This window comes from Micromonospora sp. B006, from assembly GCF_003408515.1.
In the GTDB taxonomy this organism is placed as follows: Bacteria; Actinomycetota; Actinomycetes; order Mycobacteriales; family Micromonosporaceae; genus Micromonospora; species Micromonospora echinospora_A.
Genome location: NZ_CP030865.1, coordinates 4,033,576 through 4,048,373 on the forward strand (window position 1 = coordinate 4,033,576; position 14,798 = coordinate 4,048,373).

Genomic DNA, 14,798 nt, shown 5'->3' on the forward strand with positions numbered 1-14,798 from the left:
GTGCGCTGACAGACTCGGCCGGTGGGCTCGTACCGCTGGCGGGGACGCCTGGGGCCGGCGGTGCCGGTGGCCCCAGGCGCCCGCGTCGACCGGTTCGAGATCTTCTTCGACCTGGTCTTCGTCTTCTCGTTCTTCATCATCACCCGGGCCACCGCCCTGCAGGTGAACGGCGGGGCGCTGCTGCACGCGCTGCTGGTCCTCGCCGTGCTCTGGTGGTCGTGGGTCGTGCACAGCGTGGTCGCCACCCGGGTACGCCTCGGCGAAGGCTTCGTCCCGGTGCTCATGACCATCGGCATGGCCGCGCTGTTCACGTTCGCGCTGTCCCTGCCGCAGGCGTTCCGGGACCCCACCGGCAACGCGGCCGGGCCGATGGTCGCGGCGCTCAGCTACACCGTCCTGCGGTTGATCCACCTGCTGCTGTACCGGCACGCCATCCGGGACAGCCCGAACGAGCGCCGGCAACTCCTCCGGTTCGCCCCGGAGCTGATCGGCAGCACCGCGCTGCTGCTGGTCGCCGCGCTGCTGCCGCCGAGGATCGACGACCTGTTCTCCGCGGCGGTGCTCCGGGACGTGCTGTGGGCGGTGGTCATCCTGCTCCAGTACGGCACCGGCATACTCGCCGGCACCTGGGGCTGGGGCGTCGCGTCCGCCGAACACTGGACCGAGCGGTACGACCTGATCCTGATCATCGCGCTGGGCGAATCCGTGATCTCGGTCGGCGTCGGCAGCAATCTGCTCGGCCAGCCGCCCACCTGGCCGGCCGTGGCCGCCGCCGTGCTCGGCATCTTCTTCACCGCCGCGCTCTGGTGGGCGCACTACGACATGATCGGGCCGGCCGCCCGCATCGCGTTGCACGTCGCGCAGGACGGCCCCCGGGTGGCGATGGCCCGGGATGCGTACGCGTACCTGTTCCTGCCGATGATCGCGGGCATCATCCTGTTCGCGCTCGGCGCCGAGACGATCGTGCACGGGATCGCCGACCCGAACGTGCCACCGAGCGAGCCGGCGCACGGCCCGGGCGTGCCGCTGCTGTTCGGCGGCGTGATCTGCTACCTCTGCGGCAACATGCTGTTCCAGCTGCGTACCCTGCGCACGCTGAGCTGGACGCGGGTCGCGACGGCGTTGCTGCTCGGCCTGGCCATCCCGGTCGCGGAGCGGGTCCCGGGGCTGGCCGCGCTGGGCATACTCACCGCCATCACCGTCGGCATGGTGGCCGTCGAGGTGATCGTCTTCGACGAGGGCCGGCGGGCCCTGCGGAAGCTGGTCTTCGAGGAACGCGCCAGCCACGAGGCGCACGAGGCTGCCTGGCGGGCCCGCTGGCACGACCGGCCCGACGAAGGCGAGTGAACCAGCGTCCCGCCGCCTCCGTGGCACCTGCCGGATCGGCGCTCCCCCGCCGGCCCGGCCCGCCTCGACGCGGCGTGAGGTGTCTTGTTAACAAGGGGCCCTTTCACCTCCTCAGGCGTTAAGAAGGGGCCCTTCCTTACGGTTCGGCCGTCGGCAGAATCGGCGCGTACGGGGTGGCCGGCGACGCGGCGCGCGCCGATGCTGAGGCGATGGCGACCTTCTCCGTACAGGCCCATCCCACCGACGCGGCGAGCTGGACCGAGCTGGCCCGCACCGTCGAGGCGGCCGGTTTCGACGCGCTGTTCGCGGCCGACCATCCCGGCGACTGCGCTTCGCCGTTCGTCGCGCTGGCCGCCGCGGGAGCCGTGACCAGCACGCTGGGCCTCGGCTCGTACGTCTCCAACGCCGCCGTCCGGGAACCGATCCTGCTCGCCGCCGACGTGGCCACGCTGGACGTGGTCTCCGACGGGCGGGCCCGGCTCGGCCTCGGCGCCGGGCACACCCCGGCCGAGTGGCGGGCCGTCGGGCGCGAGCGCCCGGACGTCGCCGGCCGGGTCCGCCGCTGCGTCGCGGTGGCCGAGGCGGTACGGGCGCTGCTGGCCGGCGAGACGGTCACTGTGGACACCGAGGAGCTGACCGCGTACGCCGCCCACCTCAAGGAGCCCCGACCGGTCCAGGACCGGATCCCGCTCACCGTCGGCACCGCGAACTCGGCGCTGCTGCGCTGGGCCGGGGCGCACGCCGACGTGGTGGGGCTGACCGGCTTCGGGCGTACCCTCTCCGACGGCCACCGGCACGAGGTCAGGTGGCGGACCGACCAGATCGAGGCGCAACTCGCCCACGTCGCGGCCGGCGCCGCCGGCCGCGACACGCCGCCGGTGCTGGAGGCGCTGGGCCAGCACGTCGCGGTCACCGACGACGCGGAGGCGGACGCCGCGCCGCTCGCCGCGAAGCTCGACCTCACCGTCGACGAACTGCTCGCCACCCCGTTCGCGCTGGTCGGCACCGCCGACGAGATCGTCGCGGCGGTGGCCGGGCACGAGCGCCGCTGGGGCGTCACCCACTTCGCGGTACGCGCCGGCGCGGTGGCGCCGCTCACGCCGCTGCTGCCCCGGCTGGCCGGAAAAGCGCTGGACTTCGAGCCCGCTCGAAAGTGAACACTGTGCCCATGACGACGACACGACGGCTGGGTCGCAGCGGCATCGAGGTCAGCGCGATCGGCATGGGCTGCTGGGCGATCGGTGGCCCGCTCTGGGACGGCAGCCAACCGCTCGGCTGGGGCGAGGTGGACGACGACGAGTCGGTACGCACCATCCACCGGGCCCTCGACCTGGGCGCGACGCTGTTCGACACGTCCAGCAACTACGGCGCGGGGCACAGCGAGCGGGTGCTCGGGCGCGCGCTGGCCGACCGCCGGGACCGCGCGGTCATCGCCACCAAGTTCGGCTACCCCACCGACGAGGCGACCCGGCAGGCCCTGGGCGAGGACGCCACGGCGGACTACGCCCGGCGCAGCCTGGAGGGTTCGCTGCGCCGGCTGGGCACCGACCACGTCGACCTCTACCAGCTCCACCTGGGCGGCCTGCCGGTGCCGCAGGCACTCGACCTCGTCGGCACCCTGGAGGACCTGGTCGCCCAGGGCAAGATCCGGGCGTACGGCTGGAGCACCGACGACCCCACCTCGGCACGCGCCTTCGCCGAGGCGGGACCGCACTGCGCGGCGATCCAGCACGACCAGTCGGTGCTGCGGGACAACGCGGCCATGCTCGCGGTCTGCGCGGAGTTCGACCTGGCCGCCCTGAACCGGGGGCCGTTGGCGATGGGCCTGCTCACCGCGAAGTACCAGGACGCGCCGGCCGCCCGGGGCGACGACGACGTGCGCGGCCTGGCCCCGGAGTGGCTGGACTGGTTCACCGGCGGCGTCCCGCGCGCCGAGTGGGCGCAGCGGGTGGCCCGGGTCCGCGAGGCGCTGACCGCCGACGGCCGCACGCTCGCCCAGGGCGCGCTGGGCTGGCTGCTCGCCCGCAGCCCGCACACCCTGCCCATCCCCGGCTGCCGGACCGTCGCGCAGGCCGAGGAGAACCTCGGCGCGCTGGCGTACGGGCCGCTGCCACAAGACGCGTTCGCGGAGGTGGAGCGCCTGCTCGCCGACCTGCGTACCGCCCCGGCCGACGCCTGACCGGCTCGGCCGCACCGGCACGCCACACCGCAGATCTGTAGCACTTCGTAGCACACAGGCGGTAGGCTGCCGGTGTGGCCGAGCACGCTCATCGCGAGATCACCCAACGCGAGCTGCGCAACGACTCCGGTGCCATCATGCGCGGAGTGGAGCGCGGAGAGTCCTTCACCATCACCCGCAACGGCACGCCGATCGGGCGGTTGATCCCGATCCGGCGGCGCACCTTCGTGCCGCGAGCCGAGGTTCTCGCGGCCTTCGCCAGCGCACCCCGGCTGGACGAGGCACGCTTCCGGGCCGACCTCGACGCCGCGATCGACCAGGATCTGCCCAGCCGTGACTGGTGACCTCCCCGTCCGCGGTCTGATCGACACCAACATCGTCATCCATCTGGGTGGCCTCGACGGGACGGAACTGCCCGACGAGATGGTCATCAGCGCGGTCACGTTGGCCGAGCTTTCGGCCGGTCCACATCACACCGACGATCCGCGCGAGCGCGCCCGCCGGATGAGCGTCCTGCAACACGTCGAGGCCACCTTCGAGCCGCTTCCGTTCGACGCCGAGGCGGCGCGGGCCTTCGGCCTGGTCTCGGCGGCGGTGCTCGCCGCCGGACGCGGAACGCGCCGCCGGGTGGCGGACCTGATGATCGCTTCCGTCGCACACGCCAACGCGCTGCCTCTCTACACCACGAACCCGGGCGACTTCCTCGGGCTCGACGGTCTGGTCACCGTGCATCCGGTCAGCAGGCCGACCGGCTGAGGCCGGCCGTCGGCGCGCAAGCGGCGGACGTGGCGAGTGAGTGATTTCGCTCAACGCATCCGAATCGCGCTCCGTACTCGAAGATGTGAGTATGCGGATCCTCATGGCCGGCGTGTCCGGCTTCCTCGGCACCCGACTGGTCGACTGTCTCACCGCGGACGGCCACCAGGTCACCCGTCTGGTCCGCCGCCCACCACGCACACTCGCCGAACGCCAGTGGAACCCGTCCGCCGCGCAACTGGACCCGCAGTGCGTCGCCGAGGCGGACGCCGTGGTGAACCTGGCCGGCGCCGGGGTGGGCGACAAGCGCTGGACCGACGAGTACCGCAAGCTGATCCGGACCAGCCGGGTGGACAGCACGACCACGCTCGCCATCACGATCGCGGGTCTGCCCGCCGCCGACCGGCCCGCGGTGCTGCTGAACTCCTCAGCGGTCGGCTGGTACGGCAACACCGGTGACCGCGCGGTCACCGAGGAGGCGCCGGCCGGCGAGGGCTTCCTCGCCGACGTCTGCCGGGTGTGGGAGGCCGCGACCCGGCCGGCCGAGGACGCGGGCGTACGGGTGGTGCGGCTGCGTACCGGGCTGCCGCTGCACCGCGACGGCGGCCTGCTCAAGCCGCAACTCCTGCCGTTCCGGCTCGGTGTCGGCGGCAAGCTGGGCAGCGGGCGGCAGTGGCTGCCGTGGATCTCGATGCGGGACTGGTTGAACGCGGCGAAGTTCCTGCTGGACCGCGACGACGTGGCGGGCCCGGTCAACGTGGTCGGCCCGGCGCCGGTCACCAACGCCGAGTTCACCCGGGAGCTCGCCCGTCAGCTGCACCGCCCCGCGATCATGCCGATCCCGGCGGTGGCGCTGAAGGTGGTGCTCGGCGGCTTCTCGCAGGAGGCGCTCACCAGCACCCGGGTGCTGCCGGGCGTGCTCGACAAGTCCGGCTTCCCCTGGACACATCCGGACCTGCCGGGCGCGCTGCGCGCCGCCCTCGCGGAGTGAGCCCGCGAGGGCGGCGCGGCGTTGCGGTTCAGCAGCCGATCACCCAGTACGCGGGCCCGGTCTGCTTGAGCGTGCTCGTGTAGAACGTGTTGTAGAGGCCCATCCGCTGCCCGCTGCCCAGCGCGTAGGCGTACCCGCCGGACTGGTAGGCCCGCCCGGCCACCACGTGCGCGTAGTTGCTGGCGGTGACGCAGACCGGCGCGCTGGTCGGCGAGGTCGTGGGCGAGGGCGACGCGGTGGGGGTGGGCGACGCGGTCGCCGTCGGGGTCGGGCTCGGCGAGGCGCCGCCACCACCGAGGCCGAAGAAGAGCGCGTCCCGGTACGTCGAACAGATGGTGTCCAGGAAGTACGCCCCGGCGGTGCCGCACTGGTCCGTGCCCGTGCCCGGGTCGACGGGGGTGCCGTGGCCCATGCCGGAGACCCGGTAGAGGCGGACCTGGTCGTTGCCGTAGACCTCCAGGCTCGTGCCGGACGGCAGCGTGGAGGTGCTGGTCGGGGTGGTGGACACGCCCAGCACGTTCGTCCACTGGTCCCGCGACTCGACGGCGTTCGCGGTCGCCACCGTGGTGTCGCTGGTGCCGTGCCAGATCGCCACCCGGGGCCGGTTGCCGGTGTAGCCGGCGTACGCGCCGCGGGCCAGGTCGCCCCACTGCGCCGGGGTCTTGTCCACGCCCGGGTTCATGCAGCTGAACGCGGTGACGGTGCTGGTGGCGCAGCGGTACGGAATGCCGGCGATGATCGAGCCGGCGGCGAAGACGTCGGGGTAGGCGGCGAGCATGGCCGCGCTCATCGCGCCACCGGCGGAGAGGCCGCTGACGTACACGCGGGCGGCGGCGGTGCCGTAGTTGGTCTTGGCGTAGTCGACCATCTGCTTGATCGACAGCGCCTCGCCCTGACCGCGGGCGGTGTCACCGGTCTCGAACCAGTTGAAGCAGGAGTTGGCGTTGTTGCCGCTGGGCTGCTGCGGCGCGATGAGCGTGAACTTCCACTGGTCGGCGTACTTCTGCCAGCCGGAGTTGGCGACGTAGGTCGAGGCGTTCTGCACGCACCCGTGCAGCAGCACCACGGCGGGAGCGCCGGCCGGCAGGCCGTCCGGGCGGTACGCGTACATGGTCAGGTTGCCGGGGTTGGAGCCGAAGCCCGTGACCTGGGTGAGCGAGGCGGCCTGGGCGGGGAGGGCGGCGACCAGCGCGGTGGCCGCGGCCAGCACGACCCCGGCCGCCGCTCCGGCGACGCGGGCGATGAGGGATGAGGAGCGGGGCACGGGACCTCCCGATCGGGGAATGTGAACTGAGTCACTTCCGAGTTGCCGCGACGTTACGGCCGTGTTTCGTCACACCGGAATGGCCGCCACTCACACATTCACGACCGGCGAAGTGTGCGGGCGAGTTTCGTGTCCGGGCGGTCTGCCCAGGTCAGGTTGGTAACGTCCGCTGCGTGCCGTCCTCCCCGTTCCTGGCCACCGGGCCGTCGACGACCCGCGTCCGTGACCGGCGGGCCGACCTGCTGGTGACGCTCGCCGCGCTGGCCCTGGCCTTCTGGGTCACCAGCGGCATGTGGCGTGACCCCAACAGCCGCGCCATCACCGTCAACTCCAGTGATCAGGCGTTGTTCGAGTGGCTGCTGGCGTTCGGCGGGCACGCGCTCACCCACGGGGAGAACCCGCTGTACACCACGCTGATCAACGTCCCGGACGGGGTGAACCTCGCGGTGAACACGTCGATCACCGTGTACGCGGCGGTCTTCGCGCCGCTGACGTACCTCATCGGGCCGCCCGCGACGTTCCTGGTGATCCTCACGCTCAACCTCGCCGCCACCGCGGTGGCCTGGTACTGGCTGCTGAGCCGGTACCTGGTGCGCAGCCGGCTGGCCGCCGGCGTGGGGGCGCTGTTCATCGCCTTCTGCCCGGCGATGGTGTCGCACGCCAACGCGCACCTGAACTGGACCGCCGGCTGGCTGGTGCCGCTGCTGATCTGGGGCGTGTTCCGGCTGCGCCGCCCCGGTCGCGCGGTCACCGGCGGGATCGTGCTCGGCCTGCTGGTGGCGGCCGCGTTCTCGATCGCCGCCGAAGGGCTGTTCTTCACCGCGCTGGCGCTCGGCGTGTTCCTCGCCGTCTGGGCGCTGCACCCGGCCCGGTGGCCGGAGGTACGCGCCGCGCTGCCCCGGATGGCGGCCGGGCTGGGCGTCACAGCGCTGGTCGCCGGGGCGCTGCTGGCGTACCCGCTCTGGCTGCATTTCCTCGGGCCGCAGCGGTTCCACGGCACCGGCTTCGATCCGCTGATCCACTCCGAGGACATCGCCGCGTACGGGTCGTACCCGCGCCGGTCGCTCGCCGGCTGGGCCGGGTGGGGCACCTCGCTGGCGCCCAACCCGACGGAGGAGAACTCGTTCTTCGGCGTACCGCTGCTCCTGCTCGCGGCCGTCTGCTTCGCGCTGCTGTGGCGGCGCGCGGACCGGGCGTTCCGGGCCACGCTCGCGGCGCTCGGGGTGACCGCGGTGGTCTTCGCGGTGCTGTCGTGGGGGCCGACCGTGAAGTGGAACGGCCGCCGGTTCGACCAGATGCTGCCGTTCGGGGTGCTGGACAACCTGCCGGTGATCAACGCGGCGTTGCCGTCGCGGCTGGCGCTCGTCGTCGCGCCGGTGATCGGCCTGCTGCTGGCGTACGCGATCGACGCGCTGCGCGCCCGGCCGCCCCGGCACCGCGCCACCGGCGTGGCCTGGGCGCTCGGGTTCGTGGTCGCGCTGCTGCCGCTGGTGCCCACCCCGCTGCTCACCAGCGTCCGCGAGCCGATTCCGCAGTTCATCACCAGTGGCGCCTGGCAGCGCTACGTCCCGCCCGACGGGGTGCTGACCCCGCTGCCGCTGACCGTCGACGTGTATCCGGACGGGCAGCGCTGGCAGGCGTACGCGCTGGCCCACCGGCAGGGTGAGTTCCGCATCCCGGCCGGGTTCTTCCTCGGCCCGGGCGGGCCGGAGGGCCGGGGCCGGATCGGGCCGGTGCCGCGCACCTTCGACTCGCTGATGGACCAGGCCGGCCGGACCGGCCTCGTACCGATCATCACCGACGGCAGCATCCGCGAGTCCCGGGCGGACCTGCGCCACTGGGGCGTGCGGGCGGTGGTGCTGCCGGACCGGGTGCACGGCGCCAAGTACGACGTCGACGAGGATGCGCTGCGGCGCACCGCCACCGCGCTGCTCGGCCCCCCGGAGCGGGTGGAGGACGTCTGGCTGTGGCGGGTGCCGGACTGACCGCTGCCTCGGCCCGATGGCGACGAGGCTCACGGGTCCGGTTCCCGTACGGCGGGACTAGGCTGGACGGGTGAGCGTGACGACTTCCGGGCTGACCGCCGTCCGCGCCGGCCTGCTCGACTACCAGGCCGCCTGGGACGAGCAGCGCCGGCTGCACGAGGCGGTGGTGGCCGGCGAGCAGGGCGACACGGTGCTGCTGCTGGAGCACCCCAGCGTCTACACCGCCGGCAAGCGCACCGAACCGTGGGACCGGCCGATGGACGGCACCCCGGTGGTGGACGTGGATCGCGGCGGGAAGATCACCTGGCACGGTCCGGGGCAGCTCGTCGGCTACCCGATCGTCCGGCTGCCCGACCCGGTCGACGTGGTCGCGTACGTCCGCCGCACCGAGCAGCTGCTGATCGACGTGTGCTCCGAGTTCGGGCTGGCCGCCGGCCGGGTCGAGGGGCGTTCCGGCGTGTGGGTGCCGGAGGACGACAGGGGCCCGGCCCGCAAGGTTGCCGCCATCGGCATCCGGGTGGCCCGCGGCGTCACGCTGCACGGCTTCTCCGTCAACTGCGACTGCGACCTGGGCTTCTTCGACCGGATCGTGCCGTGCGGCATCCGCGACGCCGGGGTCACCTCGCTGACCGCCGAGCTGGGCCGGCCGATTTCAGTCGCCGACGTGCTGCCCGTGGTCGAGCGGCACCTGCCGACGCTGACGCGGGTCTGAGCCCGGTGCGGCTCGACCTGGTCACGCTCGTCGTCACCGAGTACGACCCGGCGATCACGTTCTTCACCGAGGTGCTCGGCTTCGAGCTGGCCGAGGACAAGCCGTCCCTGACCAACGACGGCCGGCCCAAGCGCTGGGTGGTGGTACGCCCACCGGGCGGCGGCACCGGCCTGCTGCTGGCCCGCGCCGACGGCGAGCACCAGGCCGGCGCGGTCGGCGACCAGACCCACGGCCGGGTGGGCTTCTTCCTCCAGGTCGACGACTTCGACGCGGCCTACAGCCGGATGCTCGACGCGGACGTCGAGTTCGTCCGGCCGCCCCGCACCGAGCCGTACGGCCGGGTCGCGGTCTTCCGCGACATCGCCGGCAACCTCTGGGACCTGCTCGGCCCGGCCTGACCGTCCTCGCCCCGCCCCGCCCCGCCGCGCCGCCCGCCTTCCGCGGCCCGCCCACGTGGTCCCGCGCTCGCCGTGGCCCCGCCCTCCCTCGGCTGTGCTCCCGCCCTCGGTCACCGCGCATCCGCTCGACGCGCGGTGGCCGACGGGTCCGGATCGCCCCGCACCCGGGACCGCCAGCCGGTCACCGTGAGTGACAGTCCAGCGCCCGAGGCTGACACCCTCCGGCGGACTTTGCTCTGCAGCCGCCCACGCGGCGGTAACTCCTGGTCGATCGCTGCGTCGGTGGCTGCAGAGCAAAGGGCGCAGACACTCATCCCTCCCTCCCGGAGACCGTTCGCCATAAACCCTGCTCAGGGCACCCTGTCAGCGACGAGGACACCCCCGCGAGCCCGAACACGCCATCACACAGCGTCACCCCAGTGCGGCGCAGCCTCTCCTCACTCTCGGTGGTCAGCCTCAGCAGGCCGAGGCACCGGCGAGGCACCGGCGAGACACCGACGAGCACGGGCCGCCGACCGGCACGGAGCACGCCCACCGGCCGCAGCCGTCAGGGCGTGAGGCGGTGCAGGTCGCGCGGGAAGGCGGTCACCTCCCGGACGTTCGCCGCACCCGTCAGCCGCGCGACGAACCGCTCCAGCCCGATCGCGAACCCGCCGTGCGGCGGCATGCCGTGCCGGAACGCGTCCACGTACCCGGCGTACGGCTCGACCGGCTCGCCCCGCGCCGCCAGCGCGGCCAGGTAGTCGGCGTGCCGGTGCAGCCGCTGCCCGCCGGTGACCAGCTCCACGCCGCGGAACAGCAGGTCGAAACCGTTCGAGTACGCGGGCCGCGCCGGGTCCGGATGCGTGTAGAAGGGGCGCTTCGCCATCGGGTAGCCGGTGACGAAGAGGAAGTCGCTGCCGTGCTCGCGGAGCGCCCACTCCCCCAGCGCCCGCTCGTGCGCCGGCGCCAGGTCGGGCTCGTCGGCCGGCGCACCGGCGATCTTCAGCGCCTCGGTGAAGTGCACCGCCGGGATCTCGGCCGGCACCTCCGGCACCGTCACGCCGAGCGTGGCCAGCGCCCCGCCGGCCCGGTCGGCGACTGTCGCCACCATCCCGGCCAGCGTGTCCCGCAGCACCGCCATCACGTCCCGGTGGTCGGCCACGAACCCCAGCTCGACGTCGAGCGACGTGTACTGGGCCAGGTGCCGCGCGGTGTCGTGCGGCTCGGCGCGGAACACCGGCCCGACCTCGTACACCCGCTCGAAGACGCCCACCATGAGCTGCTTGTAGAACTGCGGCGACTGGGCCAGGTAGGCGGGACGGCCGAACCAGTCCAGCGCGAACACGTTCGCCCCGCTCTCGGTGGACGAGGCGACCACCTTCGGCGTGTGCACCTCCACGAAGCCCTGCCCGTCGAGCGTGGCCCGGAAGCCGGACACGGCCGCCGCCGAGATCCGCAGCGCGGCGGACCGGATGGGGTGCCGCAACGCGACCGGCGCGTGGTCGAGCTGGGTGGACAGGCCGGCGGTGAGCACCGGCCGGTACAGGTCGAACGGCGGCGGGACGGCGGGTGGCCCGAGCGGACGTACCGTCGGCTCGACGACCTCGACCCCGGCGGGCGCGGCCGGGTTCGCGACCACGGTGCCGACCACCTCGACGACCGTCTCCTCGGTGAGCGCCTCGACCTGCGCGCGCACGGCGGGCGCGGCGACCACCACCTGGGCGAGCCCGCCGCCGTCGCGGAGGACCAGGAAGGCCACCGACTTGAGCAGCCGGCGGCGGTGGACCCAGCCGGCGAGTCGCACGGTCGAGCCCACCTGGGCGGGGAGTTGGGAGGACAGGATGCGTTGCACGACGACTACCTCCTTGACCAATCGCAACGCGATCCCCAGGGAGGTGTGGGCGAGCGGGAACCTCGCGGTGCCACCACACCTTCGCCCCCGCCTGGGCGGGAGCCTCGTTCGTCGCCTTTTCACCGGGGCCGGCCGGGCGGGCTCTACTGGGCGCCGAGACGCCGTTCTTCCCGCAGCTCGGGAGGGTCTTCGCGGCCCGGCGCCAGACCGCCTCGCAGCAACCGGCGGCTCTCTCGACTGGCGGATCGGTCCGTTACTCGGCTCCGTCACAGCTCTGCCCGGCACGCTAGCACCGGACGCCTCGCGGTGTGACCGGGATTTTTGGCCCTTGGTGTCCGGTGTCACAGCGATTCCGGGGTGACGGCGGTCGCCCGCCGTTCATCGACCGGCGCCGACCGGCGTACGCTCGGTTTTGTGACGATCGAGCAATCCGCGCCGACGACTGAGCAGCCCGCGCGCCCCGCGACGGTCGCCCCGGAGGGGCGGCGCATGCTGCGGATCGAGGCACGCAACGCCGAGACGCCGATCGAGCGCAAGCCGCCGTGGATCAAGGTCAAGGCCAAGATGGGCCCGGAGTACACCCAGTTGCGCGGGCTCGTCTCGCGCGAAGGGCTGCACACCGTGTGCCAGGAGGCCGGCTGCCCCAACATCTACGAGTGCTGGGAGGACCGGGAGGCCACCTTCCTCATCGGTGGCGACCAGTGCACCCGGCGCTGCGACTTCTGTCAGATCGACACCGGAAAGCCGGCCGAGTTCGACGCCGACGAGCCGCGGCGCGTCGCCGAGTCGGTCGCCGCGATGGGTCTGCGCTACGCGACCATCACCGGCGTCGCCCGCGACGACCTGCCCGACGGTGGCGCCTGGCTCTACGCCGAGACGGTCCGGCAGATCCACGCGCTGCAGTCCGGCTGCGGTGTCGAGCTGCTGATCCCCGACTTCAACGCGGTGCCGGAGCAGCTCGCCGAGGTGTTCGGCTCGCGGCCGGAGGTGCTGGCCCACAACGTGGAGACGGTGCCGCGCATCTTCAAGCGGATCCGCCCGGCGTTCCGCTACGAGCGTTCGCTCGACGTGATCCGCCAGGCCCGCGCCGACGGCCTGGTCACCAAGAGCAACCTGATCCTGGGCATGGGCGAGGAGCGCGCCGAGGTCTCCCAGGCGCTTCGCGACCTGCACGAGGCCGGCTGCGAGCTGATCACCATCACGCAGTACCTGCGCCCCTCCCCCCGGCACCACCCGGTGACCCGCTGGGTCAAGCCGGAGGAGTTCGTCGAGCTGCGCGAGGAGGCCGAGGAGATCGGCTTCGCGGGCGTGATGAGCGGTCCGCTGGTCCGCTCGTCGTACCGCGCGGGCCGCCTCTACCAGCAGGCGCTCGCCGCCCGCCAGGAGGTCGTCGCCGCCGGCTGAGGCCGGCTGTCGACCGCGTCACCGTCCGTCGGCCGCCCGCCGGATGCCATGATCACAGGCATGACCGCCGGGGTACGCGAGGAGCCACGCGAAGCCGTGCGCCCTCGTACGCCCCGGCGGCTGCCGTTGCCGACGCTGCTCGCGGTGCTCGTCGGGTTCGCCGCTGTGGGCTACCGGCTGGCGCTGCTGTTCGCCGACGTGCCGCCCACGAACAGCGACGAGGCGACGATGGGGCTGGCCGCCCTGCACATCGCCCGCGGTGACGGCTTCCCGGTCTGGTTCTACGGCCAGGCGTACATGGGCACGCTGGAGGCGTACCTGGCCGCGCCACTCGTCGCGCTGGCCGGGCCGTCGGTGCTCGTGCTGCGGCTGCCCACGCTGGCGCTGTACGCGTTGTTCCTGCTGCTGTCCTGGCGGCTGACGCGGCGGCTCGGCGGTGACCGCTGGTACGCCCTACTGGTCGTCGCCGTGCTGGCGCTCGGCGCGGACCGGGTGGTGAAGAACCAGTTGATCGCCGGTGGCGGCTATCCCGAGCTGAACCCGGCCGGCGCCGCGCTGGCGCTGCTCACCGTCGGGCTCTGCGTGACCGGACCGGGCGCGCGGTGGCCCCGCTGGGCGGCCTGGGGGCTGATCGCCGGGGTGCTGCTCTGGGTGGACCCGCTGATCCTGCCGTACGTGCTGACGCTCGGCACGCTGCTCGTGGCGTGGCGGTGGCGGGAACTGGCCGGACGGGCCGGGGTCGTGCTGGCCGGGGCGCTGCTGCTGGGCGCGGCGCCGATGGTCGTGGACAGCCTCCGGCACGGCCGCAACCCGGTGGCCGCGGTGCTGGCCGCCGGTGGCACGGGCACTGCCGCGGACTGGGCGGACCGGCTGCACGGCGGGCTGGTGCTCGGGCCGCCGCTGGCGATGGGCTTCTGCTCGCCCGGCCGGTGCGCCACCTGGCAGCTCTGGTGGGCTGTCGCGTTCCCGGTGCTGCTGGCGCTCGCCGCGCTCACCGCGTGGCACACCCTGCGCCGCGCCTCGGGCGGTCCGCGCTCGGCGGAGCGGGTGTCGGCCGGGGTGCGGCTGGCGCTGCTCGGCGGCGCGGCCGGTGTCCTCGCCGCGTACGCGGTGAGCAACGCGGCCGGGCGGACACCGATCGAGAGCAGCCGATACCTGTCGTGCCTGGCGGTCGCCGTGCCCGCCCTGCTCTGGCCACTGTGGCAGGCCGCCCGCCCACTCGCCGCCCGCCCGCTCGCGTGGCGGCGCCAGCTCGCCGAGGTGGCGGCATCGGACCGGCCCGCCGAACGCCAGATCGCCGACGTGGCGGCATCGGACCGGCCCGTCGAGCGCCAGCTCGCCGAGGTGGCGGCATCGGAGGAGGGTGGATACCGCTATCTCCCCGAGGTGGAGTCGATCAAGGCGATCGGCGAGCGGACGGCCGGGGCGAGAGCGGCCGGGGCGCGAGCCCGGGTGGCGGGTGTCGGGGCGCTGGCGGTGCTCGCGGGTGTGCTCGGGACCGGCGCGGCGGCCACAGCGGAGGTGATCCGGGCGGCTCCCGCCGTGCACGCCGAGGCGGACCGGCACCGCTCGCTCGTGGACACGCTCGGCGCGCTCGGCGTCCGGCACGTGCGCGGCGGCTACTGGACGTGCAACCGGCTCACCTACGCCACCGGCGAGAACGTGCTCTGCGCCGCGGTCGAGGACGACCTGCGCCCCGGATTCGACCGGCTGCCTAAGTACCGTCGGGAGGTGGCCGCCGACCCGGACGCCGCCTGGGTGGCGCTCGCCGGCTCGCCGCTGGCCGCCCGGCTGGACGCGCGCCTCGGCCCCGAAGCGGGCGCGCTCGACGTCGTCACCGTCGCCGGCTGGCGGATCTACCTGCCACGCCGCTGACACAGACCCGAAGCGGTCACCGGCCCACGATCGCCCGACACAGCGCGGCCTGA

13 protein-coding genes are annotated in these 14,798 nt (G+C 73.6%); 11 read left to right on the forward strand and 2 right to left on the reverse strand.

What is annotated here, in order from left to right:
- Window positions 1-21 precede the first annotated feature (21 nt).
- The 6 genes from MicB006_RS17910 (at window position 22) to MicB006_RS17935 (ending at window position 5,273) form a co-directional block, all read left to right on the forward strand.
- Window positions 22-1,347: a low temperature requirement protein A gene (locus MicB006_RS17910; protein ID WP_116507632.1), complete on the forward strand. Its 1,326-nt coding sequence runs from the start codon at window positions 22-24 to the stop codon at window positions 1,345-1,347.
- Between the two features lie 209 nt (window positions 1,348-1,556).
- A complete protein-coding gene (locus MicB006_RS17915) occupies window positions 1,557-2,504 on the forward strand; it encodes an LLM class flavin-dependent oxidoreductase (protein WP_116511553.1) in 948 nt (315 codons plus the stop codon).
- Between the two features lie 11 nt (window positions 2,505-2,515).
- Window positions 2,516-3,526, forward strand: coding sequence for an aldo/keto reductase (locus MicB006_RS17920; protein ID WP_116507634.1), 1,011 nt, complete (start codon window positions 2,516-2,518; stop codon window positions 3,524-3,526).
- Window positions 3,527-3,600: 74 nt separating this feature from the next.
- Complete coding sequence (locus MicB006_RS17925) at window positions 3,601-3,870, forward strand: type II toxin-antitoxin system Phd/YefM family antitoxin (RefSeq protein ID WP_116507635.1); 270 nt, start codon at window positions 3,601-3,603, stop codon at window positions 3,868-3,870.
- On the forward strand, window positions 3,860-4,282 hold the full coding sequence (locus tag MicB006_RS17930; RefSeq protein ID WP_116507637.1) for a type II toxin-antitoxin system VapC family toxin: 423 nt from the start codon (window positions 3,860-3,862) through the stop codon (window positions 4,280-4,282). Before MicB006_RS17925 ends, MicB006_RS17930 begins: the two co-directional genes overlap by 11 nt.
- 91 nt (window positions 4,283-4,373) lie before the next feature.
- Window positions 4,374-5,273 carry a TIGR01777 family oxidoreductase gene (locus MicB006_RS17935; RefSeq protein ID WP_116507639.1) on the forward strand — a complete coding sequence of 300 codons (900 nt, stop codon included), beginning with the start codon at window positions 4,374-4,376 and terminating at the stop codon, window positions 5,271-5,273.
- A 28-nt stretch (window positions 5,274-5,301) separates the two neighbouring features.
- Here the strand turns inward: MicB006_RS17935 and MicB006_RS17940 are convergent, their stop codons facing one another.
- Window positions 5,302-6,537 carry a PHB depolymerase family esterase gene (locus tag MicB006_RS17940; RefSeq protein ID WP_116507641.1) on the reverse strand — a complete coding sequence of 412 codons (1,236 nt, stop codon included), beginning with the start codon at window positions 6,535-6,537 and terminating at the stop codon, window positions 5,302-5,304.
- A 173-nt stretch (window positions 6,538-6,710) separates the two neighbouring features.
- On the opposite strand from MicB006_RS17940, the gene MicB006_RS17945 reads away from it, so the two are divergent.
- The 3 genes from MicB006_RS17945 (at window position 6,711) to MicB006_RS17955 (ending at window position 9,632) form a co-directional block, all read left to right on the forward strand.
- Window positions 6,711-8,522 (forward strand): DUF2079 domain-containing protein, encoded by a 1,812-nt coding sequence (locus tag MicB006_RS17945; RefSeq protein WP_116507643.1) that lies wholly within the window; start codon window positions 6,711-6,713, stop codon window positions 8,520-8,522.
- A gap of 70 nt (window positions 8,523-8,592) precedes the next feature.
- Window positions 8,593-9,234, forward strand: coding sequence for a lipoyl(octanoyl) transferase LipB (gene lipB, locus MicB006_RS17950; RefSeq protein WP_116507645.1), 642 nt, complete (start codon window positions 8,593-8,595; stop codon window positions 9,232-9,234).
- Between the two features lie 5 nt (window positions 9,235-9,239).
- Window positions 9,240-9,632 (forward strand): VOC family protein, encoded by a 393-nt coding sequence (locus tag MicB006_RS17955; protein ID WP_116507647.1) that lies wholly within the window; start codon window positions 9,240-9,242, stop codon window positions 9,630-9,632.
- A 547-nt stretch (window positions 9,633-10,179) separates the two neighbouring features.
- Here MicB006_RS17955 and aspS read toward each other — a convergent pair.
- Window positions 10,180-11,466, reverse strand: coding sequence for an aspartate--tRNA(Asn) ligase (gene aspS / locus MicB006_RS17960; protein WP_116507649.1), 1,287 nt, complete (start codon window positions 11,464-11,466; stop codon window positions 10,180-10,182).
- A 357-nt stretch (window positions 11,467-11,823) separates the two neighbouring features.
- On the opposite strand from aspS, the gene lipA reads away from it, so the two are divergent.
- Both lipA and MicB006_RS17970 read left to right on the forward strand, forming a co-directional pair.
- Window positions 11,824-12,870 (forward strand): lipoyl synthase, encoded by a 1,047-nt coding sequence (gene lipA / locus MicB006_RS17965; protein ID WP_174536825.1) that lies wholly within the window; start codon window positions 11,824-11,826, stop codon window positions 12,868-12,870.
- Window positions 12,871-12,930: 60 nt separating this feature from the next.
- Window positions 12,931-14,745 carry a DUF423 domain-containing protein gene (locus MicB006_RS17970; RefSeq protein WP_225980405.1) on the forward strand — a complete coding sequence of 605 codons (1,815 nt, stop codon included), beginning with the start codon at window positions 12,931-12,933 and terminating at the stop codon, window positions 14,743-14,745.
- Window positions 14,746-14,798: the final 53 nt, after the last annotated feature.

Excerpts from the sequence above, each read along its gene's own strand:
- MicB006_RS17915 (WP_116511553.1), top strand. The coding sequence starts at position 1,557 with ATGGCGACCTTCTCCGTACAGGCCCATCCCACCGACGCGGCGAGCTGG.
- MicB006_RS17920 (WP_116507634.1), top strand. The coding sequence starts at position 2,516 with ATGACGACGACACGACGGCTGGGTCGCAGCGGCATCGAGGTCAGCGCG.
- MicB006_RS17935 (WP_116507639.1), top strand. The coding sequence starts at position 4,374 with ATGCGGATCCTCATGGCCGGCGTGTCCGGCTTCCTCGGCACCCGACTG.
- MicB006_RS17970 (WP_225980405.1), top strand. The coding sequence starts at position 12,931 with ATGACCGCCGGGGTACGCGAGGAGCCACGCGAAGCCGTGCGCCCTCGT.